The following is a 26,730-nucleotide window of genomic DNA, read 5'->3' as shown; positions in this document are numbered from 1 at the left end:
TTTTAACCTACATAAAAAAGAAAGGCTATGGTTGAAAACTACTCTCCTAATATATCTTTTAATGCCAGATTGCTTTTATATGGATTGGTAGTCTTCACTTTATGTGGTACTGGACCTATATCCTACGCCCAAGAAGCCAATCCCTATGTGAGCTATGACGTCCCTTTTCAAAATCTTTTGAAATTCAATCGATTTTTGATTAACCCTACCTTTTCCACGGTTCGGGAAGACAAGTCCTATGTGAACTTATTTCATAGAAGTCAAGGTGCTGATTTCAATGATAACCGACAAAACTATTTTTTAAGCTATAGCGGTCGTATCAAGGATAATATTGGCTTGGGATTAAGCCTTTACAACCAACAAGAAGGTGTAATCACCAATTTGGGTGTGATGGCCAATTATGCCCACGGCGTCCAACTAGGACAAAAAAGTAATTTAAGCTTTGGTGTCAATATTCCATATTACGTAAGTAGTTTTGATGCGGATAGAGCCGTTGCCTTACAGGATGACCCAGTGTTAACCGAAGCTTCCGAAAGTGCTATCATTTCATTCCAACCTGGATTGAATTTGTCTGTAGGAAAGTTTGATTTTGGTGTTTTTGCCCAAAACCTTTTGGATTATGACATCCGCACTGGAGAATCTTTATCTGCTTTCAATGAAAAAACTTTTTCCGGTCATATTCAGTTTGCCCATGAATTCCAAAATGGTGCAGGTATTTTTGAAGAAGGACGTTTACTTCCTTTGGCCCGTGCCCGTTTTGAAGGGAGTAATGACCCCATTTTTGGTGGAGGTTTGATTTTGGACCTTCCCAAATTAGGATGGTTGCAAGGAGGGTACGACCAGTTTTACGGGCTTTCCGCCGGAACAGGATTCAACCTGAATAGAAGATTATCCTTTGGCTATAATTTCGAAAAAAATATTAATGACAATCTGAGCAACTTGGGAGTTACCCATGAGGTTTCCATTGCCTTTTCATTTATTCCAGTCAATTCACAAAGTACGCTTGTTTCCAACGAGGAGGATAGCCAAAAGGTGGTCCAAGGAACTTTCGTCGGAGACGAAAAGCCCAAAAAGAAAGTTTCCAAAAACAAGTTGAATGCCAAAACCAAATTACGCCCAACCAATCTGGAGGATTTGGCGTATTGGGAAGAGCAAGTGAAGAAACTTCAAGAACAGCAGGCAGATAATTATGCGGTTATTAATGAATTGATATTCAGATTGGATTCCTTGGAGCAAAATAGACAAAAGGAATTTGAACAGAGATTTGAATTGGTGATGCGCATGGTAAAACAACAAACCGGAAATGAGCATCCTAAGGTTGAAGAAGCAGCCAAAAATCTTTATCTGGCAAAAACTGCTGATATCGATTCCCTAAAGAAAGCATATACCAAATCCAGTTTGGCAGAAAGTAAGCAACCCAAAAAGGCTCCAAAAGGGTCATTCACTGGGGGTGCTTATAAACCAATTGAAAAGTTCATAAACCTGGATGGGGTTGGAAAAGGACACTATATCGTTGCCAATGTATTTAAGAACGAGGTTTATTTAAAAAGGTTTTTGCAAAAACTGAAAGACGAAGGTTTGAATGCAAAATACTTCAAGAATCCAGAAAATGGCTTGAACTATGTGTATCTGGCCAAATATCAGGAAAATGAACTGGCCTATGAGGCGTATCGCTCCAAAATGAACGGTAAATACACCGAAGATATTTGGATTATGCACGTGGACAATCCACGTTATTCCAATTGGGCCAAAAACCAATGGATGGATAACGAATAATAAATCAAGAATTGGATTCCTTCATGTTCTTGGCAATGAGTTGACTTCCTGCATCTTTTCGATTCTGGAGCTCTTCAAGAATTCTATCATGATCTTGGGAACGGGTTTGGGATAGCTTATAAGCTGCCTGTATTTCTTCAATTTTAATGGTAAATCCTACCACTCCTTTAACTTGCCTTAGCGTTTGGGGAGACATGTCATGTAGGGAAATTGGGTTATCGGAGTCCTTTTCGTATTTATCCACCAACTTATACAGAAAACTCATGGTTTCTTCTTCACTTAAGACTTTCAGCGTTCCATAAATATGAACCGCAATATAATTCCAAGTAGGTACTTCTTCCTCTTGATACCAAGAAGAAGATATATAGGCATGTGGCCCATTGAAGATGCATAGAACTTTGGATTCGGGGTCAAAAGCTCGCCATTGGGGATTGGCTTTGGCGATATGCCCTACAAGAATGTCATTTCCTTCGGAATCTTTATCCAACTCAAGCGGAGTATGTGTGGCCCAAGGTTTACCATCCAACTGGTTGATAAGGATGCCAAAACTATGCTGAGCAAGGAATTCCTTGATTTCTTCTACATTTTCGTTTTTATAGTAATGTGGAATATACATGGATGTAGTTCTAAAAGTGCCTGAAGTTTAAATATACAGACAAAGATGATACTTCATTCTTCCTCTTACAAGGAAAACCAAAGCTGAATTAAAGGAAAGGAGATAGAGCAAAATTGCTTTACTCTTCGTTCAACATATTTTTTATGTACTTCAAGATTTTTTGATTGGCATCGTCGGCACGTAATAATGCATCATATTGATTGCGGATTAGCCATTGCATACTTTCAAAAGTGGCAAAGGTTTCTTTTTCCTGCAATAATTGATAAAAGTCTTCATTTGAAAGTTCAAATGAAGTAGGATAAAAACCCATACCATTCATGAATATGCGTGTACTCCCCAATTTTTTTCTGAATTCCCAAACGTTCCCCAGATAAACCATATCCCCAGATATTTTTTGGTGCAGTTCAAACCATTCATAATTGTCCTTGAACTGAATATAAGCATCCAAAAGCTCATCATTTTTCACAAGGCCGATATCACCTGTTGACAAGGCCGTTTCATATGCGGATAATGCCGGTTTAAAATTAGCCACTTGAAACACCATACTCGTATAGGTTTTCAAGGTATCTATTGGAACGGATAGCTCCTGATTGCGTATCATGTCAAGAAAATGCAATAAATCGGTATTGATGGATTCCGCGATTTCTTGACTTTGGGTCAATCGTTTTTGGGTGGTTTGTGCATCGGATAACAAAGAGACCAATAATTTTTCTTGTTTATCAACAGTCTTCCTTCTCTCATTCCAATTATTTATCTGCAAAGCGATTAGAATCCCTAAAACTACCAAAATGATTTCTCCAAGGGCATAAAGAAGGTATTTAGAGAACCTATTTTTAGCTAAAAGGTCTTTTCGGATTTTACGGAAAAATTTTAGCATCTAACTTCGGATATATAAAACATCCATCAACGGATACCCTAAAGTAAGGATAGATTTTATCAAATAAAAAAGCCCAGATTATTTCTGGGCTATTCTATATGGTTTGCGGTCGCTTTATTGCCTATCTGCAACAACAATTTTTCCATCAGCACTGCTTAGGTCTCCGCGAAACATCCAAATTTCCTGTGAGTCACTATTTGTAGATTCCTCAAATTCTTTTAGAAAAGCCGGAAAAGTACCTTCACCGTGCACCTCTTCATACCATTGTGGGAATTTGTTAGGTTCTCCCATCCAGGCCGATTTATCGAAGAAATCCACCCAAACCATGTCTTGTCCATCATTATTGGGTAGTTCATTAAAATAAACCCCCCATTGATGCTCAGGGTCTTTGGCTTTGAAAACAGCATGCACTTTATCAAGCATTCCCATAAATTCCTGTTGCTTAAATCGTTTCATGTCAAGCATAAAAATGGCAAGATTTTTAAGGTCAAAATCCTGAGTGAAATTGGAATACTTTAGGTTGTTTTTCCAGAAGGTAGTTTCCATTTCCGCCAGAGCGTAAGGGGCTACATTGGCGTTCCAATCTGCGGCATGGTCTTTATCCGGATTGTTGGCTTCATCCATTGCCGCCCATGAAGTGGGCCCCAAACTCCATATGTATTTACCTGAATTTTTTCCGCTGGCAATCCAAAACACACTGATTTGTTTGCCTTGATCCGAATGGTACTTCTGGTTATGCGCAGCCATACCTGCTTCAAATTCTGCAATTTTGGCTGGATGGGCGGTCATCATGACATTCATAAATACAGGCCCGTCGGGAGCCTCCTGCGATTGTAAAAGAAATGGGACCAGTAAAGCAAATAAAAAAACTCTTTTCATAATATATTGGTTTAAAGGGTTTACTAAAGTGGATTCTTGCCAATTGGACGTTTCCCTTTTCAGGGTAAATCTGTTGCTATTTTCCATACCGACCTTAGCGGTACTTCAAACTATAACAGTCCACATAAATCCTTAACCAACATATTTTAATGATGATGAATAGGGGGAGAAAAAAGGGGGTGGGTTGATTGATTAAATATAGTAAAAATCTGTAAATGAATGGTTTAAACATAGGGTAAGTGGGCAAAATGTTAATAAAAAGGGTTTTTGTTTAAGGTGTTTCTTACAAAACCCTTTACAATTCATCCTGCTTTTTGCACAATTCGGTATTTCCTTTTACCGGATTTTCCTTGGTGATTGGATATTTGACCCATCAATCAGAAAACGAACAATCATCAATTAAATAAGAAACACGAACTAAAATCAATCTAAAAATGAAAAAAACAGTTATCGTAGCATTGTTATTTGTTGGATGGGCGCAGGCTCAAAATCAGTATACCAAAGGAATGGAAAAGGCCTTTTCCTTATGGAAGGAACAGAAAACTACCCAGGCCTCCAATCTCTTTGAGCGAATTGCCATGGCAGAACAAGACAATTGGCTTCCTCATTATTACGTAGCTCAAATCAACACCATTATCTCCTTTGGGGAACAGGACAAAGAAAAATTGACCCAGCAGTTGGAAAAAGCAAAGGAGTTTTTGGATTTGGCTAAGGCAATATCTCCTAACAATCCCGAATTGTTAGTACAGGAAGCAATGATTAATACAGCATGGATCGCTTTTGATGGAGCCACCTACGGAATGACCTTATCCGGTAAGAATGTGCAATTGTATCAAAAGGCTATGGAATTGGCTCCAGAGAATCCCCGTGTGGTGTATTCCAAGGCAAGTTGGGATATGGGAGCCGCGCGTTATTTCGGGAAGGATACAGCTCCTTACTGTAAGGACGTAGAGAAGTCCTTGGAACTTTTTGCTACCTTTAAATCTGATATCCCTTTTTATCCGAGATGGGGCGAAAATGAAGCAAAACAAATTTTGGAGCAGTGTAAGTCATAATCCATGAGGAAGTTTCTAAGGGTTTTACGATTTTCTTTGATTATCACTTTGGTAGTCGCCATCCTAAGCATTTTTGTCTTTGGAGATGGCGATTATTCTTTGGAAAGCATTATCCGGGATACGGTCATTAGTTTTATTTTCTCTTTTGGCCTTACCGTTGTCAACTCGTATTACTATGATGGGCTAGACATACGTTTAAGCTGGGAAACAATGCCTCAAAAACGATTGTGGTTTGGAGCTATAGGTTCCTTCGTCCTTACTGTTTTGACTTTTGGGTTGTTGCGATATCTCATTCGTTTTTATTATACCGGTTTAGGCATTGGGGAGTTCTTCGAAACGGAGACCTTTGATTCCTACATTGTGGCATTGGTAATTACCGTCATAGCCACCTTATTTATTCACGCATTTTACTTTTATCGTGCACTTCAGAAAAAGGAAGTTAAAAAGCAAAAAATCATTGCGGGTACTGCCTCAGCACGCTTTGATGCCCTTAAAAATCAGCTGGACCCCCATTTTTTATTCAACAGCCTCAATGTACTGACCAGTCTTATTGATGAAGACCCTAGGCAAGCCCAGAAGTTTACTACCTCCCTTTCAAAGGTATATCGTTACGTATTGGAGCAGAAAAACAAAGATTTGGTCACGGTAAACGAAGAATTGGATTTTGCTCGCACCTATGTGAGTCTTCTCAAAATGCGATTTGAAGACAGTATTGTTTTTGATATTCCAGAAAAAGCCACCAATCCAGAGGCTAAAATTGTCCCTTTGTCGCTGCAACTACTACTTGAAAACGCTGTGAAGCATAATGTAGTTACCTCGTCAAGACCTTTACATATAAGGGTTTCGGAAAATAATGGAGAGCTTGTGGTAACCAATAATCTTCAAGAAAAACAAGTAGTTAAAAAGAGCAGTGGTGTAGGTTTGCAAAATATACAGCAGCGTTATGCCATTCTAACCGATAAGGATATGGTGATCAATAAGACCCATTCCGATTTTAGCGTATCCCTTCCTATGCTTACCAAACAAATTTCAGTAATGCCAAAACAGGAGGAGTATATTGAGGAGAAACGCTATTTAAAGGCCAAAGAACGCGTAGAGACTCTTAAAGGGTTTTATGGTAACCTCATATCTTATTGTTTAGTAATTCCTTTTCTATGGTGGCTGAACTTTAGAACAACTAGTTTCCTTTGGGCCATATTTCCGACAGTAGGTTGGGGATTTGGAGTAATTGCCCATGGCATGGAAGCCTATGGCTATAACCCGCTCTGGGGCAAACGTTGGGAAGAGAAAAAGATTAAGGAGCTCATGGAAAAAGATGATTTTTGAGCATGAGTCTTATTTGATTTTTTCACTTTTTTCAATCCATCCCTAAAAAACTACAGCTCGGTCAAAGACTTTTCCAAAAACCTTCCAAGATTTAGAAATTTGGTATGTAATTAAAAAACGAACTTAAAAACATATCAAAATGGAAAATAGTACAGATTACAAGTACCAAAAGGCCAAAGAACGCGTGGAATGCATCAAAGGCTTTTATTCAAACCTTACGGCATATATTATTATAATTCCGCTTTTGGCGTATTTAAACTATGTTACCACAAGCTTTCCTTGGGTCATATTTCCCGCCATTGGATGGGGAATAGGTCTTGTGGGGCATGGGATGAATGCTTATGACTACAATCCTTTCTTGGGAAGGAACTGGGAGCAACGCAAAATCAAGGAATTGATGGAAAAAGACCAATTTTAATGTAATTTTAATATCCAACCAACACCTAAAGATTATGGAACCGAATACAAACAACAATAAATATCTAAAAGCAAAGGCGCGTGTCGACCAGATGCGAAAGTTCTACAACAACCTAACCTCATATATCCTTGTAATAAGTGGATTGGCTGCATTAAACTATTATATCGACGGATGGAGCTATATGTGGTTCCTCTGGGCCGCCTTTGGCTGGGGTATAGGACTAACATTCCATGCCATAAGGACGTTTAACTTGAATCCTTTCTTTGGAAAAGATTGGGAAGAAAGAAAAATCAAGGAATACATGGATAAGGAGGATGGCAACGATATCAAAAAATGGAGATAATCATGGAAAACTTTGAAAATGATAAATATAAAAGGGCCAAAAAACGTGTAGACGAAATCAAGGGATTCTACATTCATTTGACCGTATATATAGTCGTAAACACCTTCATCATCATCAATATTGCAGTAAGAACAGGTTCTCTATGGCACTGGGGACATTTCATTACCCCGTTCTTTTGGGGGATAGGTTTGCTTTTTCATGCGTCCCATACCTTTCGATACAATCCGCTTTTCGGAAAGGGTTGGGAAGAGCGTCAAATTCGCAAGTTTATGGATGAGGACAAAAAAGAAATTGACAAGTTCAAGTAAAACCATAAAGGTTTTGTAAATGGCAAATAATCTGACGAATAGGACCAAATACGAGCGAGCCAAAAAGCGAGTCCAGGAATTAAAAGGGTTTTACAACCATGTAAAGATTTTTATCCTAGTCAATGGAATATTGTATCTGCTAAAAAGCGGATGGCTGATTCCTTTTATGCCCGAAGGTTTCCCAACAGAGGCGTATTTCTTCAATTGGATAGATTTGAATGTTTTAATTTGGGGACTCATCGTACTTGTGCATGCCTTAATTACATTCAGAAATAAATTTCCTTTTTTTAAAGATTGGGAAGAAAGACAGATTAAAAAATACATGGACATAGATAGGGAGGAAGCAAATAGACTTGGAGACTAGCTTTATTAGGAAGCAATTCTCGATGTGGAAATCAAAAATGAAAACATGAACGTTATTATTATTGAAGATGAAAAACCAGCTGCTCGAAGATTGAGCAGATTACTTGCGGAACTTGAAATTGAAGTTTCCACTATGCTCCATTCGGTAGATGAAGCTGTGGACTGGTTTCAAAATAATCCCCATCCCGATTTGATTTTTTTGGACATCCAATTATCCGATGGACTTTCGTTTGAAATATTTGAAGTAATCGAAGTAAAAAGTGCCATCATTTTTACCACCGCTTATGATGAATATGCACTCCAAGCTTTTAAGTTGAACAGCATTGATTATTTGTTAAAACCTATCGATGATGAAGAGCTGGAAAACGCAATGAAAAAGTTCCGAGAATTGAAGCCCGAGCATCAAAAGATTTCGGTGGATTTTAATGACATTAAAAAGTTGTTGACCAACCCTCTGGAACGGGAATACAAAAAACGATTTACTGCCAAAGTAGGACAGCACCTTAAAATCATAAATGCCGATGAGGTGGAATGTTTTTACAGTGAAAACAAAGGGACCTATGCCGCTACTTTGGATGGGAGAAATTATTTGTTGGACACCACCTTGGAGAACCTTGAAGAAGAATTATCCCCTCAAACTTTTTTTAGAGTAAGTCGTAAATTTTACGTGAACATCAATCACATAAAAGATATCATATCGTACACCAATTCGAGGCTTCAAATCAAGCTAAATCGCTTCAACGACCAAGAAATCATAGTAAGTAGAGAACGTGTAAAGGACTTTAAGCTATGGTTGGAATAAAATAACTTATTAAATTGGTAATGAGATATATAAATGTTAAAATAAACAGCTATAAGTTTTTCTTATAGCTGCTTTTTTGAGGAAAATGACCTAGTTTTCTTCGATACGGTTGTCATCAAAAGCGGAAGGCAGCAACTTGGGAATTAACTTGATGAAAATTGGTAATAAAACGGCTCCTCCCGGAAGCATAAAAATGGCCAAAGAAGGAATGGTTTTGAAAATATCCAAGAGCTGATTTTGCATTTTTCTTTTTTCCTCAGAGGTGAGTTCCTTGGTTGCAGATTTCGATAATAAGGAAACTAACTCCTTACTTTCAGCCAGCTCTTTTTTGAGTCTTTTACTGTTTCTCAAAATCAACTTGCTTACGTTTTTGGACATGCCTTGATAGAATTGAAAGGCCACATTTTTGTCACTTAAATATCCAATTCTTGTTTTGTTTTTTTCAAAAAAAGTAATGACCAAATCCATGGAGTATTCGACTTCTTTTTTTGACTTTCCGAGATTGTCTCCCAGTTCAAAAATATAGTCAGATTCAGATAGGTCAATGGACTTATCTTCCCATATAGTGAGACAGGCCATATCCAAAAAATAGTTCTTCTCTTCTGGAGTGAAATTTAGTGCTAAAAGATTTCTATAGGTACCATCAAATTCGTCTTCATTTAAATCGACATAGGTTAAGGATGAAGCTAAAAGCTGTATAAATTTTGCATCATTTTTGTCGGCTTCTTTGGAGTTCAAACTATGGTAAGCGATGTTCATGGTGACATACTCCAATAATTTGGCATGCTCCATTACCGATTTTTCACCTTTTAAATGGGTTCTGAAGATTAGAACATCGACAAATAATAACGAATTGGTGATACTGTTTCCAAAAGCTCTACTGAACGCACTTCCCCCCAAATAAATACGGGAATCAATCAACTTTTCCAATTGGGATTCTGTACGTTTTGCACTCAGAATCTTATTGAGAAAAGAAATTTTCCCCACTTCCAAAGATTTATAATAAGCAAAAACAGTATCTACAAAGGCATTAAAATCTGAATTTGGATGTTCCAGTTTATAGGTAAAGTATAATGCAACCAGTAGATTGATTTTGGCTATTTCATCCTCTGTTAATTTGAGTTCCGTGTTTAAATAAGGGAACACATCAATGTGTATTCCATAAACGAACCCAATTTCTTTGAGTTTGAAATACAATTCTTCATGACCAGAAAGATTGACCGGATTTTTTTGGACCAGATGTCCAAACTTATTTATCCACCCTGTTGCAGAAGGATTCATGGTTAAGTATGTTCTTAAAGGGACTACAAAATAGCAGATTTTTCTGAAGGTAAAAACGGATTTACATCAAAATTCGATTAAGAAAATTTTAACACTACTTGACCAAACCCCTACTTTTTGAATTCCGTAGGTAGGAACGTAGCAACATAAAATCAATTACTAAAATGAAAAAAACAACTAAGTATTTAATGGGGAGTATCGCTTTGATACTGGCTTGTGCAGTCTTTATTGCGGCTGACCATATTGACGCCCCAAGCTCTACCGCCACCACCTCGGATATTGCAGACTTTTTCGCCTTTGAACCTTCTGAAGGTTCCAATAACACCGTTTTTGTGGTAGATCTACAATCCGATGTGCTCCCAGAGCTACCTTTTGGAAATTTTGATGAGGACGTTCTTACTGAGATAAATATTGATCTTGATGGGGATTTGGTTGAAGACCGGGTAATTCAGGCCATTGCAAGAGATGGAATAATGTACTTTTTTGGACCGGCTTCTCCAGCACAAACGGGTTTGAACAGTCAAATACTTACTGATTCACCTTTAGGAAGTGTGGCGATTTCGGACGCCACTCCAATTGTAGAAACTACTTCGGATGGTGTTTCGCTTTTTGCTGGACCAAGACAGGACCCATTTTTCTTCGATTTCTTTCAATTCAATGCTGTGATTTCTCCTGAATTGGATTCAGCGGTTGGTGGGTTTTTACCTTCGGAGGAAGCCACGGATACTTTTGATGGGGCCAATACCTTATCCATCATTATAGAAATTCCAAACTCGCTTTTGGGAACACCTACGGCTACCAATCCATTAGGGTTGACGGTCTACAAAACATGGGTGACTACAAATAGAAAACAATAATTACAAAACTGAAACTACCGATGAAAACACAATTGATACAAATAATTTTTGCTTCATTTTTAATTGGATTCTTTCTGATTTCATGCAACAATGATGACGACATCATGTTGCCAGATGATATGGGTATGGAAGATGATGGTATGATGATGGAAGTTGACTTCTCAGGAACTTTTGCCCAAGTAGATCATATGGGTCGACCAGGGATTAACACCACATTGAGTTTTGATATGGATGGAGAACCCAGTGTAAAAGACGCGCATAATGTGACCATTCCATCGGAGATGGTATCCACTTTTCAAGTTGGATTTCAAGCGCGCCTGGAACAATACCATGATGTATATGCCTTAAAATTGGGCTTAGACCCTATGGCGGTCAATTATGAAAACAATATTTTGGGCCTTACCGCCGAGCAATTGACTACAGTTCTTGCTGCGGATGCATTGGATGTCGCACCAGACTTACCAACAACATATTTCAATCCAGGTACAGACCTCGATAATGATGGAATTCTTCTGGTCCCGGATGGAGATGAAGTAGCCTTGACGGGTAGAACTCCCAGCGATGATATTATCGATGTTTCATTGATTCTGTTTTTTGGCGGAGCAGAGGGGGATAGGTTTAGCGGACAAGACTTGAATGATGATGGTATCGCTGACTTACCGAGGTTAACTTCGGATGGAGTTGGGCTTACTGCCAACATCTCAACCGATTTTCCATATTTGGGAGATCCCGAATAGGAAATTGCTGTGAAAGAGAGGGGAGGGGACTTCGGAACCCTCCTTTTTATTCACCTAAAACAGAAATCATGAAAAAAATAATCACACTAATTGGACTGGTTCTTTTAACCTCATGTTCAAAAGAAAAGGAATTTAAAACCGATGCATCGGATTATAATAAATACCTCACGGATTCAAATTTTGAAAATACATCCAAATATTATCGCCTTTGGAACGGTAAAATTAAATCAGATAGTTCGCAGACTTTGGCGTTGGGGAATGTTGCCAAGGAGTATGGCCGTTTTTTCAAAACATCTGGAGAGATAACCTATTTGAAACGGGCAGAACGCGCCCTGAAAAAGGCACTCAACGAAGCTTCCATTGGAAAATCTGGATACTTGAGAGCCTTGGCCCGAAATTACATTGCACAACATCGATTTCAAGAAGCTTTGGAACTGGCACAGCGTGCAAGAGAGATGGGAAGTGGTGTTTATGCTTCGCAAAGTTTGTTGTTCGACCTGCATATGGAACTGGGAAACTATACAACGGCATCAAAATACCTGGATAGTATTCAAAATAATTCAAATTTTGGGTACCTTATTCGTGTAGCAAAATGGAACGATCATATTGGTGATTTGCAAACAGCTATTCGTTTCATGGAAAAGGCGAAAAGCAAAGCTGATTCCTCAAAAAACCCAGGACTGCGATTATGGGCCTATACCAATTTGGCAGATTTTTATGGGCACGATGGAAGAATTGATGATGCATATCAGCACTATCTTATGGCTCTTGAACTGGATCCCAATAATGCCTATGCCAAAAAAGGCATTGCTTGGATAGTTTTTTCTCATGAACGCAATGCAAAGGAAGCGCTTCGCATTATTGAAGCAGTGAAAAAAACGAACAACTCACCTGATTTGGATTTATTTAAAGCCGAAATAGCTGAGTATTTGGATAATGAAACTTTGAAGATTAACGCACTTCAAGCATTTCAGGCCAAGACTCAAAATAAAGCCTATGGAGAGATGTACAACACGCATAAAGTTGAGAACTATTTGGGCAATGGAGATATGGCGAACAAAGCTTTGAACATGGCCAATAGAGAAGTTACCAATCGTCCAACTCCAGAAACCTATGATTTATTAGCCTATTCTCATTTGAAGAGTGGGAACCAAGCAAAGGCGCTGGAATTAATGGAAGCACATGTAAGCGGAAAGACTTTTGAGCCAATGGCACAATTTCACATGGCGCAAATCTACAAGGCCAATGGCTATCTAAATAAGGTGGAAGCGCTAAAAAAAGAGCTCGAGGAAGCTGCATTTGAATTAGGCCCAAATATGGAAAAAGCCATTCAAGACTTATAATTTTAGAATACGTTGGTTTAGTTTTTTTGATGAACGTCGTATTTGCGAATACGGCGTTTATTCATTTTCTATGGGTGTATTCTCGGATGATATTTCGGTATTGGATAAAATCTCAATGCCTTTTTGTATCACCAAGTTTGTGGGTATCGAAATTCTTCGACCATCATCAGTTCTCATGAAAAGATAAAATGCGCTGATGTCCTCAACTTCTCCAGTCCAATCAAAATCCTTATCCTGAACCTGAATACGGTCTCCGAGCCTCAGTGGATGGCTGAAAAACAGAATGACACTTGCGGTAAGGTTGGAAAGAAGGGACCATTGGGCAACAAAACCTATTCCTACAATGGCAAGAAAGGAAGAAATAAAAACAGAAAATTCCTGTAAATCAACACCCCATACCAAGGTTATGGCAATTAACGCCAGACCATAGAAAACCAAATTGCTTAGATAAAATATTATTTTCCGACGGTTCATGTTAATTGCACTATTCCTGCCAAATCTCCGTATAGCCCTCTTTGCTAAGGAATTAAGCGTAAAAATGAACAATAGCAATAGAATAGTAACTAGAATTTGAAGCTTGTATGTCATTAATCCCTCCATGGTTATTTCGAATTAGTATACCGCAAATTACCAATTAATTCTTGTCTATTTTTTAGGTTCCCGCAACTCCGCTTGGAAGTGATGCTATGGGGTCTTTCTTACCAATGATAAAGGTCATTTTCTTTAAATAAGTCGCGAACTAGTTTTGCCCAAACTTTAAAAAAGCAACGATGAGAAAACTAGGGATTTGTTTGATGATAGCACTGTTGGGTACAGCCAATCTTGTTTTGGGTCAGAATCAACCTGACAATGATGATTTTAGTAAATGGCAATTTCGTTTAAGAGGAATCGTGGTTACTCCGGATGAAAGTGCAGATATCGAGGTCATAGGTGGAGATGCATCTATATCCACTGCTTTCGTTCCAGAATTTGATATTTCCTACTTCTTTGATGAGAACTGGTCGGTAGAGCTGATTTTGGCCACTGCCAAACATGATGTTGAAGCTACAGGAACATCTGTTGGTGATTTGGATTTGGGAAGCGTATGGTTGTTGCCACCAACCTTAACAGGGCAATATCACTTCACAGGTGGAGATTTAGTACCCTATTTGGGAGCTGGCGTCAATTTCACCATATTCTATGGAGTTGATGAAGGTCCGGTGGCGGATGATATTGATTATGATGCCACTTTAGGTTTTGCTTTACAAGGTGGGATAGACTATATGCTTAACGATAAATGGTTTTTAAACATTGATGTTAAACGCTTGTTTCTAAGTACAGATGCTACCGTAGATGCAACTACCGCCTTGGGGGCTACTGTAGGTGCCGATGTTGATATTAATCCATGGATTATAGGTTTTGGAGTAGGGATCAAATTATAGCATTTGAATAGTAAAAACGACTTGGTAAGCCAGGTCGTTTTTTTTATGTTACGGCCCAACAGTACCCAAAGTGTATAACTGCTCCAAATTTGGAGTCTCACTTCCACCTTCAGGTTCCAGGGTTATCCCAAAAGCTTGTGATTGATTGGAATTTTCCAAAGAAAAAAGTTTATCCTCATTCGAATTGAAATCCGAAAGAAGTCCAATACTGGTTGGAGTTAATGGATTTAAAGTAAGGGACCAAACCTGATATTCATACCCTTTGGGAGGTTCAGGAAGTCCTTGGGCATCAATAGTCACTACTTCTTCGGTGGTATTCCAGAACACTTTGGCGTACGAGGTAGGTGAAACTTGCTGCCCTTGCAATAGAACTACGCTAACATCTCTATTTCGGAGTTCTTCGAGAATATTTTCTTTATCGGCTATCTCCGACCTAATATTGGATAGAGAATCTTCCAATTGTTCCAAATTCTCGTTGGTAACTTCAATGTCAGATTTCAATTGGTTGTTCTGGAGGTATACCCAAATTAACCCAAAGGCTAAAAGGATGGAGGCTGCCCATCCCAAATAGGCGGTCCAATTGGTCTTAGGTTTGGAATCCGATGTTGAGTTTGGGCCCAAGTCTGTTCTGATTTTGGACGATATATTTTCAAACCCATTTTGGGGCATCCCGGGAGAGGCTCTTTTTGTCAAGTCCAAAACGGCTCCTTCAATGGCCTCAATTTCTGCTTGGATTTCTGGATATTGACGTGCATAGCCTTGAACCTCTTCATTTTCCTGTGGAGATAAGGTTCCTGAAACATAAAGTTCCAAAATACCTGACGCTATGTACTTTTCAACATCCATTTACAATGTGTTGTTTTTTCGTATTTGGGAGATACAGTTTCTATTTCTCGTTTTTACAGTGCCTATGGGAATATCTAGTTCCTCGGCAACTTCTTTTTGGGTGTATCCTCTAAAATACAATAGGCTGATTATTTCCCTGCAGAGCTCTTTTAACCCTTTTAGTACGGTTTTCAACCCAATTAGATCCATCTTGTTTTCCATCTCCTCTGCGCCTTCCAGAATACCTACGAAGGAATCTATGCTTAGGTTTCGCTTTTGTTCTTTATTCGATTTGGAGCGTAATTCATCGATAGCCGCATTTCGGGCAATGTTCAGAACCCATGTAAAAAATCGGCCTTTGGAAGAATTATAACTCTCTGAGTTATTCCAAATTTTAACGAATACGTCCTGACATACCTCCTTGGAACGTTCTGGGTCCTTAAGGATGACATTGATAACACCACATATATTTTCGCTATACATGGTGTACAGCTTTTCAAAAGCTGCAACATCCTTTTTTTGGAAGTTTTGTATGAGCAGATCGAGGTTCATAAGGTTGAAGAACCTAAAATAGGTTAAAAATGTATCTCTAGGAACGATTCAACCATTAAACATGTTGATCAATCAGAATGGTATTGCCGTCCGGGTCGGTGACTACAAAATTACCTGGACCAGAACCGTTCTCATCTGTTTCCGAAGCTAATGTGATATTGTTTTCTTTTAAGCTTTTTTGAATATCACGAACATCATCAAAGGAATCCAAAGTTTGGGCATTTTCATCCCAGCCTGGATTAAAGGTCAAGATGTTTTGTTCAAACATTCCATGAAAAAGTCCGACTAAGGCATTGCCATTTTTCATGATAAGATAATTCCGTGCCATTTCACCTGCAAAAACGGTGAATCCCAGTTTTTCATAGAATTCTTTAGAAACGGCCAAATCCTTTACGGCCAAACTAATTGAGAAAGCCCCTAGTTTCATACTGTTGTTTTTAGATAAAAAGAGCGGTAAAATACCGCTCTTATGTTATTTATAATTAAATTTTGATATCCGCTTACGGCTTTAGGGTAACAGTTCGATTAACGGTATTAAATGGGCCTTCAATTGGATTCCCTTCTCCATCAAGAAGTTCAAGCTGAATACTTACTTCACCCATGGGTAAACCATTAATGACGTAGGGAGCCCATTCAGTGAGCATAAATTCTTCCCCATTAATTGTGGCTCTAACCTTATTACCATCTTCTGATAGTGTGGTATTTAACACGAAAAAGTCGAGCATTAGATTCTCCGTATCCTTTCCGGCATACTCTCCCTTAGGACGACTATAAATCAGGGTAGGTGCATCAACATCAATACCAATACTATCCGTGGGATTCGGTCCTATCTCCATTTTTTTCACAACCACAGAATTTTCATTTTTTACCGACTCGTGGTAAGAGCGGCTCAAAAAAGCAACCAAATGATGCACGCCGTTTGGAATCTCCTTTTTAAAGGAAGGTTCGTAATGGGCGGAGTAGGGTTGATTGTTCAAAATGAAATGGATATGTTGACCTTTTCCAGAATTGGCTAGTTTTTCCGCGTTGGGACTCTCGGTCTGTGCCCCAAGTTCATAGCTATTGACGGCAAAATTAAAATCAACCTCACCGCTTTCCGCAATTGTGGTATTTGAAGGGGAGTCCAATACCAGTTCGGCATCCGCGTATGCAGGTGAACCCTCCAGTTTACTTATGGTAATAGGTTCTGTCTTAGCTACTTCCTCGACCTTTTCGGTATCGGAAATATCCGAACTATCCGAATCTCCTTTTGTTCGTTTACAGCTGAATGTTGCCAGAAAAAGTAGAGCCAAGGGCAATGCAATTATTTTTTTCATAGTGTGTGCTTTAGGATTTGGTCTAAGGTACTGATTATTTAAGGAGGTGTCAACCTAAAAAGGCTTCAATAAGTCCTTATTATCACGAATTCCACGCTTGAGATTCTCGCAAAGCAAAAGCGATTTGTCTATTCGGGTTTGGGAGGTTTTATATCTGGAAATCATATAGATGATACCGCGCTTTTTACCGCTTGTTAACCTTTCAAAAATTTGATGGGCCTCATAGTCACTAAATAAAACAGCTTCAAATTCTTCGGGCACTTCAACACCATATTTGGAAGTGTCCTCAAACAACTGCATTGTAAAGTAGTCGTTTGGATAAATGCCAAGCGCTTTTTGATTGTTCTTTCCAAAAATCATGTAGTAAACTCCCTCTCTTTTCTGAAGAGCTGCATGAAATTCGATGGATTTTGTCTGAAAAGAAGCAACTACTTTTACCCTTTTATGACCTTTGGAAACAAAGGGTTTTGCAATTTCCTCTGGGATGAATACCACATGCATCCCATAGGATGCACCAGCAAGGCTTACCTCAAACCCAGGGCTCTCCATTTAGTGAATTAACTTGGTGATTATTTGGGTTTCGCTGTGCAGTGTTTTGTGCACAGGACATTTATCGGCAATTTGCAAAATTCTCGTTTTCTGCTTTTCATCCAAGTCTCCAGTGAGTTTGATTTCTCGGTGAAAGGTGTCGATTTTGGCAGAATCCATTTCACAGTTCTCACAGTCCTCTGCGTGGGTTTTGCTGTAGGACGTATGAACCTCAATATTTTCGAGGGGCCACCCTTTCCTTTTCGCATACATTTGAACCGTCATAACCGTACAAGCTGAGAGCCCAGCTGAAACTAGTTCATAGGGTGAGGGGCCAAAATCATTCCCGCCAAAACTTTCAGGTTCATCCGCCAACAAATAGTGATTCCCCACTTTCATTTGAGTTGTAAAACCGTCGCTAGCAGCCAAACTGGCCATAACTTGGTGTTTGGTTCTCAATGAAGGGTCCACGCGTTCACCCACTGGCAAATAGCGCTTGGCCCAACCTGAGATTACTTCTCCAACATATCTGGAATCTTCTTTATTAAATAGTAAATGGTCCGCTCCATCTAAAGAAACAAAGCTTTTAGGATGATGAGCAGCCACATAAATTTCTTCGGCATTCTTAATCCCAACCGTATCATCTTGGGGTGAATGCATAATCAACAGGGGTTTACGTAGTGCTTTTGCTGTTTCAGGAAGTGATTTTGTGGCCAAATCGTCTACAAACTGTTTTTTGATTTTAAAATCTCTGCCACTTAGGTTCACAACTGCTTCACCGGTAGCTTCAATTTCCTCCAATCCGCTTTTGAGGAGGTGTTTTACATGTACTGGATTGGAAGGAGCCCCAATGGTGGCGACAGCCTTAACGGAATTGATTTCCGCAGCGGCAAAAATAACTGCCGCTCCACCCAAGGAATGACCGATAAGTAAAGTTGGAGCTTCATAATTTTCGCCCAAAAAGTCTGCGGCGGCAACGAGGTCATCCACATTTCCGGAAAAATTGGTATCCGCAAAATCCCCTTCGCTTTCACCTAAGCCCGTAAAATCGAATCTAAGTACTGCAAACCCGTTTGAGGTTAGTGCCTTACTAATGTTTTTTACCGCAACCAAGTTCTTGGTACACGTAAAACAATGGGCAAAAATGGCATAGTTATGTGGATGTTGGTCCGCTGGTAGTTCCAATCGACCCACTAGATGTTGCCCTTCTTTATTGCTAAAAGTTACTTTTTGTAAGCTCATTTCCCTTTCTTAAAGATACCCCTTAAGTCGGGATTAAAGAAAAAAGCTATCTGTAGACGGTCAAAAACGGCATTTGTAAATTGATTTCGCAAATACCCTACTTGCACGTTACTGTTTTCGGTGATGTTTACCCCAAGCGCACCATAAAGTCGGTTTTGGCCAAACAACTCATCTTGTAAGTTGATAAACAGCTCATCATAGAAATTCAAAAAAAATGTATCCGTGAGGGGCAAGGTCATTTGAATTCGGTATCTGGCCCGATGTTCCAAGTCCACAGCGTCATCTACAAAGGGCTGGAGAGATTTGTTGCGAATAAAGCGTTGTTCCAATCGGTAGCGGTGCTCGAAAATAAATTCCCAAACCTTGTTCTTGAGAATGAATTGTTCAAAAATCCGATGCTCCAAAATGGTATTGACTAGGTTTTCATCACTTTCAAAGGTGGGGTCCGTATCAATGTACGCGTATCCGAAAGTGGTGATTGCATCTGGGTTTATATGGTAGTTTAGTCCCGTACGCAACAAAAGTTGATTAAAGCCAGAAGTAGATTCATAAAAACGGAATTGCGCCTCGGTATGAATGCTAAAGCGCTCTGATATTCTATTCATACCAAAATACATATACCACGCTCCAAACTCATCTTCACCGTTTTCTTGGGACAAAGCTCCAAACGAGATTAGCAAAAAAACAAGTAAGCCATATTTCTTCATACCCTATTCCAAACTAAAGGTTTCGGTTTTCTTAAACGGTGAAAGGTCAAGTGCTTCAATGGATTGTCTGTAGGGGTTCCATTTTTCCTCAAAGAAAGTATTGGTCTTGGTCAAGGCTGATTTCAATTCATTTTCAGCATAGTTAACCAATTGTTTTTCCGTAGAGGTAATCCCTGTTTTACGTGAACTCACGTAACGGAATGCTGTTCCAATTCGCTGCATGACCGTAATTTCGGGATTTCTCGTAATTCCTTGACGCTTATCTTCCTTACCAATAAAAAGGGCAATAACCGAATCAATTTGTTTTACGATATCATTGGACGCCTTGATTTGTTCTTGGTGTTTGGTTTTATCCATCTCCTTCAGGTCTTTGGCAAATTTTTTGGCCAAGTCCTTGCTCTGAACCAATTGTTTGACTGCGTCCGCTGAAATTTGCATAAATCCATCCAGCTTTTTACCCGTATTGTATACCTCACTCAAAGAGGTTGACGAAACATTTAATCTAGGGTCGCTTTTTACGGTTACCATTGTGGAATCAACAGCTTCTCCAAAATGGGCTTTTACCTTATAAATTCCTGGTTTTACATTTACCCCGCCTCTTTCTGATTTGGATTTGCTAATCTTCCTTGCCGGCCTATCAGCCCCTTTCTCATTTAAACCCCAATACACACGGTGAAAACCTGCTTTCTTGGGAGCCTTGTACTTTAAAGTTCTGATGAGTCGGTCACCCTCGTATATCGTGAATTGAATAGAATCCTTTTTTTGGATACCTGTCATTTCCTTTTTCTCCGAAGCTTCTTTTTCTTGCTCGGTTTCATCCTTTTTATCAGCATCCTTTTTCACATCTTTGACATAATAGGTGATCATGGCGCCGCGCTTTCTGTTTTCTGCATTATATAGGGCATCTGCTCCAAACCGACTTCCATTGGGTTGTTGATAAGCGGCCAAATACGCATCGGGACTTGGGAAAAGACTAACTTCTTTTTGCAGGAGATTTGTATTACTGGCAAGCGCTCTCAAAGGACGAATATCATCCAATACCCATGCAGCTCTACCGAAGGTCCCAATGACCAAATCATGTTCTCTGGGTTGAATCACTAAATCCTTAGTGGATACTGTGGGAAACCCTTCTGTCCATTTCTGCCAAGAACTTCCGGCATTTAGTGATAAATACAAACCATCGTCCGTTCCTAAAAACATTAGGTTTGGATTTTCAGCATCTTCTACAATAGATAGGGTATAGCTTTCCACATCATTGCCATCTACAATTAGCGTCCAAGTTTTACCATAATCTCTTGTGCGGTAGGCATAGGGTTCATAATTAAACCTTCTATAATCGTTTGCAATTAGCAAAGCCTCGCCTCTGTTTTTCTTTGACGCTTTAATTTGGGGAATCCAACTTCCTGCAGGCAAACCTTTGATGTTTTTGGTAACCTCGTTCCAACTAGCCCCACCATTTTGGGTAAAGTGAACTCGACCGTCATCTGTGCTAACCCATAACATATCTTTTTCAACTGGCGAAGGTTCTATGACTAGAATGGTACAATGGTTTTCTGCTCCAGTAGCATCCATGGTTAATCCACCACTTTCACTTTGCTTCTGCTTTTCTGGGTCATTGGTGGTCAAATCTGGAGAAATAACCGTCCAGGTAAGCCCCTTATCTGTAGATTTATGTACAAATTGACTTCCAAAGTATACCGTGCTGTTGTCGAAAGGGTCCTGTCCAATACCGGCATTCCAGTTAAAACGTAATTTGGTTTCGGCGTCTGGAGGGGTAGGGCGTACGGTGTAATTATTGCCAGTTTTCCAATCGTATCGTCTTACAAAACCCTGTTGGCTCATAGCATAGCCGTATTGACTGTCATCCAAATCAGGTACTACGTCAAAACCATCACCAAAGGCAATTTCCTGCCAATACGCATTACGTATGCCCTGGTCTTTCCATACGTAGGCAGGCCCTCTCCAAGAACCATTATCCTGTAAACCGCCATATACATTGTATGGATATTCGTTATCCACATTGATATGATAGAATTGAGCAACGGGAATGTTTCCAATGAATCGCCAGGTCTTTCCACCATCTTTGGTGATGTTTAACCCCCCATCATTGCCATCAATCATGAATTGGCCATTCTCTGGATGAATCCACCAGGCGTGATGATCGGGATGCACTCCGTTATTTGCTTGATACGCCGGCATTAATTGTGTAAAGTTCTTTCCACCATCTTCTGATACGTTCACATAAGTGAAAATGGAATAGACCCTATTCTCATTCTGTGGGTCCACATAGATTTCGGAATAGTAAAAAGGCCGATTGCCTATGTCGTTCTTATCGTTGACTTTTTTCCATTTCATACCGCCATCATCAGAACGGTACAGTGCGTTCTTTTTGGCCTCCACCAAGGCATAAATGATATTAGGTTTATTTTGGGCAACGGCTATACCAATTCTCCCTAAATCTCCCTTAGGAAGACCATCCTCATCGGTTAGTTTTTTCCAATTATCCCCACCATCATAGGTGATATAGAGTCCACTTCCTTCACCCCCTGATTTAAAAAACCAAGGGTCTCTCTTGTGTTCCCATAAAGCCGCAATCAATTTATTCGGATTCCTTGGGTCCATCACCAAATCAGCAACCCCCGTTTTGTTATTGGTAAAGAGGATTTTGTTCCAAGTCTTACCGCCATCAGTGGTTTTGTAAACGCCTCGCTCAGGATGTACTCCCCAGGGAGAACCAATAGCGCCCACATAAACTACATCTGGATTGGTGGGGTCTACCACGATTCTATGGATGTGTCTAGTCCTTTCTAGCCCCATGGACTTCCAGGTTTTTCCACCATCTAAGGACTTGTAGATTCCATAGCCCCCATTAAGGCTATTTCTGGGATTGCCTTCTCCGGTACCCACCCAAATCACGGAGGGGTTGGACTGTTGGATTTCAACAGCACCTATCGAAGCGGTAACTTCCTTGTCAAAAATAGGTTCCCATTTGATTCCTCCAGAAGTGGATTTCCACAATCCTCCTGAGGCTGTACCCACGTACATAACATCTGGATTGGAAAGGACCACATCAATGGCGGTAACCCTTCCGCTCATCCCGCCAGGACCTATGTTTCTAGGTTTCATATCCTGTACCAGGTCCATCTTAAAATCTTGTGCAAAAAAAGAAAGTGATGCAAAGAACATCACGAGTGCGTAGTAGTATTTCATTGTTAGCTCAATTAGTCAGCTAAAGATAGGGAAAACCCTAGGTGGAATTCTTAAAGAGGTGTTAAGGAAGGTCTTGAATTTGGAGATGTGTTTTTTTGACAAGCAGCTTCTTTTTACCTTACCACAGATTATGAAACAAACCAAACCGAACTGGTATTATCTTATTTTGTTGATTTTATCAGGTGAAGCCGTATTTATCCTCCCTTTTGTACTCCCAAGAATTTTTAGACCTACGGTATTGGATGTTTTCCAATTGGATAATGTGCAGTTAGGGCTCTGTTTTTCAATTTATGGGTTGGTCGCTATTCCTTCGTATTTGCTTGGAGGTCCATTGGCGGATAAGTATCCTCCTAGAAAATTAATTGCAGTTGCCCTTTGGATGACTGCTCTTGGAGGAATATTATATGCTCAATACCCTGGGCTTACTACTTTACAAGCTTTATATGGATATTGGGGCTTTACCACCATCTTTTTATTTTGGGCACCTATGATAAAAGCCACCCGAGTTTGGGGAGGAAATGCGTCCCAAGGGAGAGCTTTCGGTTTTTTGGATGGGGGTCGGGGCTTGACGGGTGCACTTTTCGGGTTATTGGGAGTGATGGTGTTTTCTTTTTTCTTAACAGGGGAGGCGAATGTCGACAATCTATTGGACAGAAAAAATGCCTTCACCTATGTAATCTATCTGTCTTCCATAATAATTTCTGTAATTGGAATTTTGGTCTGGTTTTTTATGAAGACCGGTAGGGATGAGAGGGAATTGGTTCTAGAGCGGATTTCCTTGGACCAAATTAAAGAGGTCCTAAAGTTGCCTTCTGTCTGGTTACTTATGGTGATTATCCTATGCGCGTATGTTGGTTATAAAATAACGGACATTGTTTCGCAATATGCTGAAGAAGTCATGCTTTATGACCAGGTAGAGGCTGCCCAAACTGGTACATTCTTACAGTTTATGAGACCTACAACCGGAATTTTAATAGGTTTATTTGTGGACCGTTTTAAAATCACCCTATGGTTGATTTTTAGTTTTTTGGCCTGTGTGATTGGAGGACTTCTTTTCGCCTCGGGATGGATTGCTCCCTCAACTACCGCACTTTTCTTTTTGTCAGTTGTGATTGTGGCTGTAGGAGTTTATGCAGGCCGGAGTTTGTATTTCGCGGTAATGCGAATAGGACGCATTCCACTTGTTCTTACGGGAACTGCGGTTGGATTGATTTCTTTGGTGGGTTACACCCCGGATGTTTTTGCGGGACCGGCTTATGGCTATTTGTTGGATTCCAATCCGGGAGAATTAGGGCATCAGTTGGTTTTTTTAATGCTTGCCTGTTTTTCTTTGGTAGGTGGTATTGCGGGTATTGTCTATCATAGAAAATATGGTAGGAATTAACTCTTAGAATACCTTTTTGTCATTCCATCTACTTAAAAAGTATTCCGCAAGGATAACCCCTGCGGAATAAAAAAAGCGGAGGTTTCTTAATCTTGGACCGCAAAGACCTCAAAGTGTTCCATTTTGATACTGTTGGGGTCAATCAAGGCAAAGTTTTTCATGACTTCTGGCATTTCTTGAACCTTGGCTGCAGCTTGCAGTGCCTGTTCCTTGCTTTCCCAGTACACCACATCCAAAAACTCACCATTTTCGTTTATGGAAGTAGATCTTTGGATAAATCCATCAAAGTTTTTGACAATTTCATTCGTGGTCATCATGGCTTTCATAAGTTCGTCGTTGTTTACATTTTCTTGTGGCCTAAACAAGACCATCTCTACACATTTCACTTGTTTCATCGAAAGGTTTTTTTGGGTATGGCCATACCAACTTGTTAAGACCAAGAACCCTGTTAACAAAAGTTTCATCTTAAATTGATTTTGCGCAAAGATTGAAACGAAGTGTGACAACCCTGTGTCGCGTAAAATGGGTTTTAGGAGTATTTTTTAAAATAGTCCTCCAGTTGGAAATGATTTGGAGGGAAAAACTCTGAAGTAGGGGTGAGGTTTTTGATTCTATCTAAACGAAATTCCCTGTTTTCTTCCCTTAACAGGCAATAGGCTACTAAAATCCAATGATCTTGTGTAAAGTATACTGCCAAAGGCCTGACCTTTCTGCTCGTTCGAACGCCACTTGCGGATTCATAGTCAAGGTGTAGCACATTAAATGCTGTGATACTTTTTTGAATGTCTAACAGGGTGTCGCTAGAAAATTGTTGTTTATATACGGAAGGAGCAATCCGGGACTCTATTTCAAAGGTGGCCTCCTTATGGGAGCTTTTTAAAACAGCCTTTACCTTGTCTACTACTTTATTAAAGTTATTAACCAAGGAAACATCGCTGTTTTGGGCCATAATGGCTTTTGCGGTTACTACGGCGTGAGATTCCTCTAATGTAAAATGAATTGGGGGCAGCTGATAGCCTTCCAACAGGAAGTAATCCTCACCAGGCTCATATCCGATGGGAACCCCAGCGTCTTCCAGTGCTTTGATATCTCTGTAAATCGTACGGGTGCTTACGTTGTAGTGTTCACTTAAATCTTTGACTTTGAGAGACTTTTTGGTCTGAAACTTTATCAAAAGCGATGTGAGTCTATGTAAGCGTTTCATGGGAACCTATTATCTAGTAGTTCGATTTTTGATGTTAGCTTCACAGAAAATAAGAATTTCCGCAATTCTTTTTTGTCGGGTTTCATCCCGTTTGGCATGATTCAACCAATAGAGATAGCTCTTTCTTTGACTATGGGTAAACTTCTGAAAATTATTCCAGGCTTTTTTATTCTTTTTAAAGGCCTTTTGCAAGTCTTCTGGAACGACTCCGTTTTCAACATCGTCCAATGCTGTCCAAGAACCATTTTCTTTAGCGATTTGAATGCTTTTTAAACCGCTTTTATGCATTAAACCAGCTTTGGTTAATTCCTTGATATGGGTTTTGTTCACCTTGCTCCATACGCTTTTTGGCTTTCTGGGACAGAAGTATTGCCTTCTTTTACCATCACCCAGGCTTTTCACTGTACTGTCTATCCAACCATAGCTCAGAGCTACCCGCACGGCTTCTTCCCATCGCATACTTTCCATTTCATGGTCTACTTTGTAGAAAATAAGGTATATACCAGCGGAACAATCATGATTTTCATGAAGCCATTCACGCCATTCGGTATCGTTTTTAAAATAAAAGTGCTCAAGTTCCATGTAGACTTCTAAAGTACTCAAAAGCACCTTGTAATCTTGAACCATACCATGAGAAATATTCTCCATCCACCAAGTGAACCTCAATTCCCAATTTCTCCTGAAGCTTTTTTTGGTGGGTTTCTTTAAAGGGAAAAGGCTCTGACGACAATAGAATCATATCCAATGAGAGACTTTTAAGTTCTTCCAAGCTTGTTGCAGGATACCGGTCCTGTTGAAATACGTTTTTAAATCCATTTAGGGTCAACATCGTATCTATAAAAGTGCCTTTGCCAACTACCATAATTGGGTCTTGCCAGATAAAATAGGCTACTCTTTTTTGGGGTGTATTTTGAATGAAAACCTCTAATTTGTTCTTTTCAGAAAGAATATTAGCACATATTTCATCTGCTCTTGACGTACAATTGAATAACTGACCATATTGTTTTAGCATTTCCAGGGCGTCATCTAGACTACTTACGTCGGTTACATGGACCGGATATTCCTTTTCCAGTGTTTCGACAATTTCTTTGGTGTTTTCTTCTTTGTTGCAAAGTATTATGTCAGGATTCAGGTTTCGAATTTTATCAAAATGGACCTTTTTGGTGCCTCCCACTATCGTTTTTACTTTCCTTAAATGGGAAGGATGTACACAGAATTTAGTAACCCCTACAAGTAACTTCTCCACTCCCAAATCCACTAAAGTTTCGGTTTGTGATGGATTTAAACATACGACCCGGGATGGCCTTTGGTCAAGGATAACCGTGCGGCCCATTTGGTCTTTCAATTGAAGCTTCTTCAT

Annotated in this window: 30 protein-coding genes; 13 read left to right on the top strand and 17 right to left on the bottom strand. The window is 39.7% G+C overall.

Annotation, left to right across the window (positions count from 1 at the left end):
• Window positions 1-27: 27 nt before the first annotated feature.
• The gene (locus tag ACSLUF_RS10850) at window positions 28-1,776 is read left to right on the top strand and encodes a PorP/SprF family type IX secretion system membrane protein (protein ID WP_435622804.1); all 1,749 of its coding nucleotides are present in this window, start codon (window positions 28-30) and stop codon (window positions 1,774-1,776) included.
• Between the two features lie 4 nt (window positions 1,777-1,780).
• Here the strand turns inward: ACSLUF_RS10850 and ACSLUF_RS10845 are convergent, their stop codons facing one another.
• The 3 genes from ACSLUF_RS10845 to ACSLUF_RS10835 all read right to left on the bottom strand — a co-directional run bounded on the left by ACSLUF_RS10845 (window position 1,781) and on the right by ACSLUF_RS10835 (window position 4,148).
• Window positions 1,781-2,392 carry an FMN-binding negative transcriptional regulator gene (locus ACSLUF_RS10845; RefSeq protein ID WP_435622803.1) on the bottom strand — a complete coding sequence of 204 codons (612 nt, stop codon included), beginning with the start codon at window positions 2,390-2,392 and terminating at the stop codon, window positions 1,781-1,783.
• Window positions 2,393-2,510: 118 nt separating this feature from the next.
• Window positions 2,511-3,269, bottom strand: coding sequence for a DUF6090 family protein (locus ACSLUF_RS10840; protein WP_435622802.1), 759 nt, complete (start codon window positions 3,267-3,269; stop codon window positions 2,511-2,513).
• 114 nt (window positions 3,270-3,383) lie between these two features.
• Complete coding sequence (locus tag ACSLUF_RS10835) at window positions 3,384-4,148, bottom strand: hypothetical protein (protein WP_435622801.1); 765 nt, start codon at window positions 4,146-4,148, stop codon at window positions 3,384-3,386.
• Window positions 4,149-4,582: 434 nt separating this feature from the next.
• On the opposite strand from ACSLUF_RS10835, the gene ACSLUF_RS10830 reads away from it, so the two are divergent.
• The 7 genes from ACSLUF_RS10830 to ACSLUF_RS10800 all read left to right on the top strand — a co-directional run bounded on the left by ACSLUF_RS10830 (window position 4,583) and on the right by ACSLUF_RS10800 (window position 8,763).
• Window positions 4,583-5,203, top strand: a complete 621-nt coding sequence (locus tag ACSLUF_RS10830) for a hypothetical protein (protein WP_435622800.1) — start codon at window positions 4,583-4,585, stop codon at window positions 5,201-5,203.
• 3 nt (window positions 5,204-5,206) lie between these two features.
• Window positions 5,207-6,529 carry a 2TM domain-containing protein gene (locus ACSLUF_RS10825; RefSeq protein ID WP_435622799.1) on the top strand — a complete coding sequence of 441 codons (1,323 nt, stop codon included), beginning with the start codon at window positions 5,207-5,209 and terminating at the stop codon, window positions 6,527-6,529.
• Window positions 6,530-6,668: 139 nt separating this feature from the next.
• A complete protein-coding gene (locus tag ACSLUF_RS10820; protein WP_435622798.1) occupies window positions 6,669-6,947 on the top strand; it encodes a 2TM domain-containing protein in 279 nt (92 codons plus the stop codon).
• 34 nt (window positions 6,948-6,981) lie between these two features.
• Complete coding sequence (locus tag ACSLUF_RS10815) at window positions 6,982-7,290, top strand: 2TM domain-containing protein (protein WP_435622797.1); 309 nt, start codon at window positions 6,982-6,984, stop codon at window positions 7,288-7,290.
• 2 nt (window positions 7,291-7,292) lie between these two features.
• Window positions 7,293-7,598 carry a 2TM domain-containing protein gene (locus tag ACSLUF_RS10810; RefSeq protein WP_435622796.1) on the top strand — a complete coding sequence of 102 codons (306 nt, stop codon included), beginning with the start codon at window positions 7,293-7,295 and terminating at the stop codon, window positions 7,596-7,598.
• Window positions 7,599-7,617: 19 nt separating this feature from the next.
• A complete protein-coding gene (locus ACSLUF_RS10805) occupies window positions 7,618-7,962 on the top strand; it encodes a 2TM domain-containing protein (protein ID WP_435622795.1) in 345 nt (114 codons plus the stop codon).
• A gap of 45 nt (window positions 7,963-8,007) precedes the next feature.
• The gene (locus ACSLUF_RS10800) at window positions 8,008-8,763 is read left to right on the top strand and encodes a LytR/AlgR family response regulator transcription factor (RefSeq protein WP_435622794.1); all 756 of its coding nucleotides are present in this window, start codon (window positions 8,008-8,010) and stop codon (window positions 8,761-8,763) included.
• Between the two features lie 90 nt (window positions 8,764-8,853).
• On the opposite strand, the gene ACSLUF_RS10795 is transcribed toward ACSLUF_RS10800, so the two are convergent.
• Window positions 8,854-10,044 carry an LETM1-related biofilm-associated protein gene (locus ACSLUF_RS10795; RefSeq protein WP_435622793.1) on the bottom strand — a complete coding sequence of 397 codons (1,191 nt, stop codon included), beginning with the start codon at window positions 10,042-10,044 and terminating at the stop codon, window positions 8,854-8,856.
• Window positions 10,045-10,208: 164 nt separating this feature from the next.
• On the opposite strand from ACSLUF_RS10795, the gene ACSLUF_RS10790 reads away from it, so the two are divergent.
• From ACSLUF_RS10790 to ACSLUF_RS10780, 3 genes are all read left to right on the top strand, one after another.
• The gene (locus ACSLUF_RS10790) at window positions 10,209-10,901 is read left to right on the top strand and encodes a DUF4331 family protein (RefSeq protein WP_435622792.1); all 693 of its coding nucleotides are present in this window, start codon (window positions 10,209-10,211) and stop codon (window positions 10,899-10,901) included.
• Between the two features lie 20 nt (window positions 10,902-10,921).
• A complete protein-coding gene (locus ACSLUF_RS10785; protein ID WP_435622791.1) occupies window positions 10,922-11,638 on the top strand; it encodes a hypothetical protein in 717 nt (238 codons plus the stop codon).
• A gap of 68 nt (window positions 11,639-11,706) precedes the next feature.
• Window positions 11,707-12,981: a tetratricopeptide repeat protein gene (locus tag ACSLUF_RS10780; protein ID WP_435622790.1), complete on the top strand. Its 1,275-nt coding sequence runs from the start codon at window positions 11,707-11,709 to the stop codon at window positions 12,979-12,981.
• A 57-nt stretch (window positions 12,982-13,038) separates the two neighbouring features.
• Here the strand turns inward: ACSLUF_RS10780 and ACSLUF_RS10775 are convergent, their stop codons facing one another.
• The gene (locus ACSLUF_RS10775; RefSeq protein WP_435622789.1) at window positions 13,039-13,455 is read right to left on the bottom strand and encodes a mechanosensitive ion channel domain-containing protein; all 417 of its coding nucleotides are present in this window, start codon (window positions 13,453-13,455) and stop codon (window positions 13,039-13,041) included.
• A 296-nt stretch (window positions 13,456-13,751) separates the two neighbouring features.
• Between ACSLUF_RS10775 and ACSLUF_RS10770 the strand changes: the two genes are divergently transcribed.
• Window positions 13,752-14,402, top strand: a complete 651-nt coding sequence (locus ACSLUF_RS10770; protein WP_435622788.1) for an OmpW/AlkL family protein — start codon at window positions 13,752-13,754, stop codon at window positions 14,400-14,402.
• 48 nt (window positions 14,403-14,450) lie between these two features.
• On the opposite strand, the gene ACSLUF_RS10765 is transcribed toward ACSLUF_RS10770, so the two are convergent.
• The 8 genes from ACSLUF_RS10765 to ACSLUF_RS10730 all read right to left on the bottom strand — a co-directional run bounded on the left by ACSLUF_RS10765 (window position 14,451) and on the right by ACSLUF_RS10730 (window position 22,782).
• The gene (locus tag ACSLUF_RS10765) at window positions 14,451-15,248 is read right to left on the bottom strand and encodes an anti-sigma factor (protein ID WP_435622787.1); all 798 of its coding nucleotides are present in this window, start codon (window positions 15,246-15,248) and stop codon (window positions 14,451-14,453) included.
• On the bottom strand, window positions 15,249-15,779 hold the full coding sequence (locus ACSLUF_RS10760) for an RNA polymerase sigma factor (protein WP_435622786.1): 531 nt from the start codon (window positions 15,777-15,779) through the stop codon (window positions 15,249-15,251).
• A 55-nt stretch (window positions 15,780-15,834) separates the two neighbouring features.
• The gene (locus tag ACSLUF_RS10755) at window positions 15,835-16,206 is read right to left on the bottom strand and encodes a VOC family protein (RefSeq protein ID WP_435622785.1); all 372 of its coding nucleotides are present in this window, start codon (window positions 16,204-16,206) and stop codon (window positions 15,835-15,837) included.
• Window positions 16,207-16,279: 73 nt separating this feature from the next.
• Window positions 16,280-17,095, bottom strand: coding sequence for a hypothetical protein (locus tag ACSLUF_RS10750; RefSeq protein ID WP_435622784.1), 816 nt, complete (start codon window positions 17,093-17,095; stop codon window positions 16,280-16,282).
• 54 nt (window positions 17,096-17,149) lie between these two features.
• A complete protein-coding gene (locus ACSLUF_RS10745) occupies window positions 17,150-17,644 on the bottom strand; it encodes a YdeI/OmpD-associated family protein (protein WP_435622783.1) in 495 nt (164 codons plus the stop codon).
• On the bottom strand, window positions 17,645-18,865 hold the full coding sequence (locus ACSLUF_RS10740) for a bifunctional alpha/beta hydrolase/OsmC family protein (protein ID WP_435622782.1): 1,221 nt from the start codon (window positions 18,863-18,865) through the stop codon (window positions 17,645-17,647).
• Window positions 18,862-19,572, bottom strand: a complete 711-nt coding sequence (locus ACSLUF_RS10735) for a DUF2490 domain-containing protein (RefSeq protein WP_435622781.1) — start codon at window positions 19,570-19,572, stop codon at window positions 18,862-18,864. The genes ACSLUF_RS10740 and ACSLUF_RS10735 overlap by 4 nt, the downstream gene beginning before the upstream one ends.
• Window positions 19,573-19,575: 3 nt before the next feature.
• A complete protein-coding gene (locus ACSLUF_RS10730; RefSeq protein WP_435622780.1) occupies window positions 19,576-22,782 on the bottom strand; it encodes a VPS10 domain-containing protein in 3,207 nt (1,068 codons plus the stop codon).
• 130 nt (window positions 22,783-22,912) lie between these two features.
• Between ACSLUF_RS10730 and ACSLUF_RS10725 the strand changes: the two genes are divergently transcribed.
• On the top strand, window positions 22,913-24,166 hold the full coding sequence (locus ACSLUF_RS10725; RefSeq protein ID WP_435622779.1) for an MFS transporter: 1,254 nt from the start codon (window positions 22,913-22,915) through the stop codon (window positions 24,164-24,166).
• 86 nt (window positions 24,167-24,252) lie between these two features.
• Here the strand turns inward: ACSLUF_RS10725 and ACSLUF_RS10720 are convergent, their stop codons facing one another.
• The 4 genes from ACSLUF_RS10720 to ACSLUF_RS10705 all read right to left on the bottom strand — a co-directional run bounded on the left by ACSLUF_RS10720 (window position 24,253) and on the right by ACSLUF_RS10705 (window position 26,730).
• Window positions 24,253-24,561, bottom strand: a complete 309-nt coding sequence (locus ACSLUF_RS10720; RefSeq protein WP_435622778.1) for an antibiotic biosynthesis monooxygenase family protein — start codon at window positions 24,559-24,561, stop codon at window positions 24,253-24,255.
• Between the two features lie 134 nt (window positions 24,562-24,695).
• Entirely contained in the window at window positions 24,696-25,370 is a 675-nt protein-coding gene (locus tag ACSLUF_RS10715; protein WP_435622777.1) for a helix-turn-helix transcriptional regulator, read from the bottom strand.
• 9 nt (window positions 25,371-25,379) lie between these two features.
• A complete protein-coding gene (locus ACSLUF_RS10710; protein WP_435625832.1) occupies window positions 25,380-25,952 on the bottom strand; it encodes a YdeI/OmpD-associated family protein in 573 nt (190 codons plus the stop codon).
• Window positions 25,942-26,730 (bottom strand): ABC transporter substrate-binding protein, encoded by a 789-nt coding sequence (locus ACSLUF_RS10705; protein WP_435622776.1) that lies wholly within the window; start codon window positions 26,728-26,730, stop codon window positions 25,942-25,944. The genes ACSLUF_RS10710 and ACSLUF_RS10705 overlap by 11 nt, the downstream gene beginning before the upstream one ends.

Source organism: Flagellimonas sp., assembly GCF_965601775.1.
GTDB lineage: Bacteria > Bacteroidota > Bacteroidia > Flavobacteriales > Flavobacteriaceae > Flagellimonas.
This window is presented reverse-complemented; position numbering and strand designations above follow the sequence as displayed.

Excerpts from the sequence above, each read along its gene's own strand:
- ACSLUF_RS10850 (WP_435622804.1), top strand. The coding sequence starts at position 28 with ATGGTTGAAAACTACTCTCCTAATATATCTTTTAATGCCAGATTGCTT.
- ACSLUF_RS10845 (WP_435622803.1), bottom strand. The coding sequence starts at position 2,392 with ATGTATATTCCACATTACTATAAAAACGAAAATGTAGAAGAAATCAAG.
- ACSLUF_RS10840 (WP_435622802.1), bottom strand. The coding sequence starts at position 3,269 with ATGCTAAAATTTTTCCGTAAAATCCGAAAAGACCTTTTAGCTAAAAAT.
- ACSLUF_RS10835 (WP_435622801.1), bottom strand. The coding sequence starts at position 4,148 with ATGAAAAGAGTTTTTTTATTTGCTTTACTGGTCCCATTTCTTTTACAA.
- ACSLUF_RS10830 (WP_435622800.1), top strand. The coding sequence starts at position 4,583 with ATGAAAAAAACAGTTATCGTAGCATTGTTATTTGTTGGATGGGCGCAG.
- ACSLUF_RS10825 (WP_435622799.1), top strand. The coding sequence starts at position 5,207 with ATGAGGAAGTTTCTAAGGGTTTTACGATTTTCTTTGATTATCACTTTG.
- ACSLUF_RS10820 (WP_435622798.1), top strand. The coding sequence starts at position 6,669 with ATGGAAAATAGTACAGATTACAAGTACCAAAAGGCCAAAGAACGCGTG.
- ACSLUF_RS10815 (WP_435622797.1), top strand. The coding sequence starts at position 6,982 with ATGGAACCGAATACAAACAACAATAAATATCTAAAAGCAAAGGCGCGT.
- ACSLUF_RS10810 (WP_435622796.1), top strand. The coding sequence starts at position 7,293 with ATGGAAAACTTTGAAAATGATAAATATAAAAGGGCCAAAAAACGTGTA.
- ACSLUF_RS10805 (WP_435622795.1), top strand. The coding sequence starts at position 7,618 with ATGGCAAATAATCTGACGAATAGGACCAAATACGAGCGAGCCAAAAAG.
- ACSLUF_RS10800 (WP_435622794.1), top strand. The coding sequence starts at position 8,008 with ATGAACGTTATTATTATTGAAGATGAAAAACCAGCTGCTCGAAGATTG.
- ACSLUF_RS10795 (WP_435622793.1), bottom strand. The coding sequence starts at position 10,044 with ATGAATCCTTCTGCAACAGGGTGGATAAATAAGTTTGGACATCTGGTC.
- ACSLUF_RS10790 (WP_435622792.1), top strand. The coding sequence starts at position 10,209 with ATGAAAAAAACAACTAAGTATTTAATGGGGAGTATCGCTTTGATACTG.
- ACSLUF_RS10785 (WP_435622791.1), top strand. The coding sequence starts at position 10,922 with ATGAAAACACAATTGATACAAATAATTTTTGCTTCATTTTTAATTGGA.
- ACSLUF_RS10780 (WP_435622790.1), top strand. The coding sequence starts at position 11,707 with ATGAAAAAAATAATCACACTAATTGGACTGGTTCTTTTAACCTCATGT.
- ACSLUF_RS10775 (WP_435622789.1), bottom strand. The coding sequence starts at position 13,455 with ATGAACCGTCGGAAAATAATATTTTATCTAAGCAATTTGGTTTTCTAT.
- ACSLUF_RS10770 (WP_435622788.1), top strand. The coding sequence starts at position 13,752 with ATGAGAAAACTAGGGATTTGTTTGATGATAGCACTGTTGGGTACAGCC.
- ACSLUF_RS10765 (WP_435622787.1), bottom strand. The coding sequence starts at position 15,248 with ATGGATGTTGAAAAGTACATAGCGTCAGGTATTTTGGAACTTTATGTT.
- ACSLUF_RS10760 (WP_435622786.1), bottom strand. The coding sequence starts at position 15,779 with ATGAACCTCGATCTGCTCATACAAAACTTCCAAAAAAAGGATGTTGCA.
- ACSLUF_RS10755 (WP_435622785.1), bottom strand. The coding sequence starts at position 16,206 with ATGAAACTAGGGGCTTTCTCAATTAGTTTGGCCGTAAAGGATTTGGCC.
- ACSLUF_RS10750 (WP_435622784.1), bottom strand. The coding sequence starts at position 17,095 with ATGAAAAAAATAATTGCATTGCCCTTGGCTCTACTTTTTCTGGCAACA.
- ACSLUF_RS10745 (WP_435622783.1), bottom strand. The coding sequence starts at position 17,644 with ATGGAGAGCCCTGGGTTTGAGGTAAGCCTTGCTGGTGCATCCTATGGG.
- ACSLUF_RS10740 (WP_435622782.1), bottom strand. The coding sequence starts at position 18,865 with ATGAGCTTACAAAAAGTAACTTTTAGCAATAAAGAAGGGCAACATCTA.
- ACSLUF_RS10735 (WP_435622781.1), bottom strand. The coding sequence starts at position 19,572 with ATGAAGAAATATGGCTTACTTGTTTTTTTGCTAATCTCGTTTGGAGCT.
- ACSLUF_RS10730 (WP_435622780.1), bottom strand. The coding sequence starts at position 22,782 with ATGAAATACTACTACGCACTCGTGATGTTCTTTGCATCACTTTCTTTT.
- ACSLUF_RS10725 (WP_435622779.1), top strand. The coding sequence starts at position 22,913 with ATGAAACAAACCAAACCGAACTGGTATTATCTTATTTTGTTGATTTTA.
- ACSLUF_RS10720 (WP_435622778.1), bottom strand. The coding sequence starts at position 24,561 with ATGAAACAAGTGAAATGTGTAGAGATGGTCTTGTTTAGGCCACAAGAA.
- ACSLUF_RS10715 (WP_435622777.1), bottom strand. The coding sequence starts at position 25,370 with ATGAAACGCTTACATAGACTCACATCGCTTTTGATAAAGTTTCAGACC.
- ACSLUF_RS10710 (WP_435625832.1), bottom strand. The coding sequence starts at position 25,952 with ATGGAACTTGAGCACTTTTATTTTAAAAACGATACCGAATGGCGTGAA.
- ACSLUF_RS10705 (WP_435622776.1), bottom strand. The coding sequence starts at position 26,730 with ATGAAGAAGCTTCAATTGAAAGACCAAATGGGCCGCACGGTTATCCTT.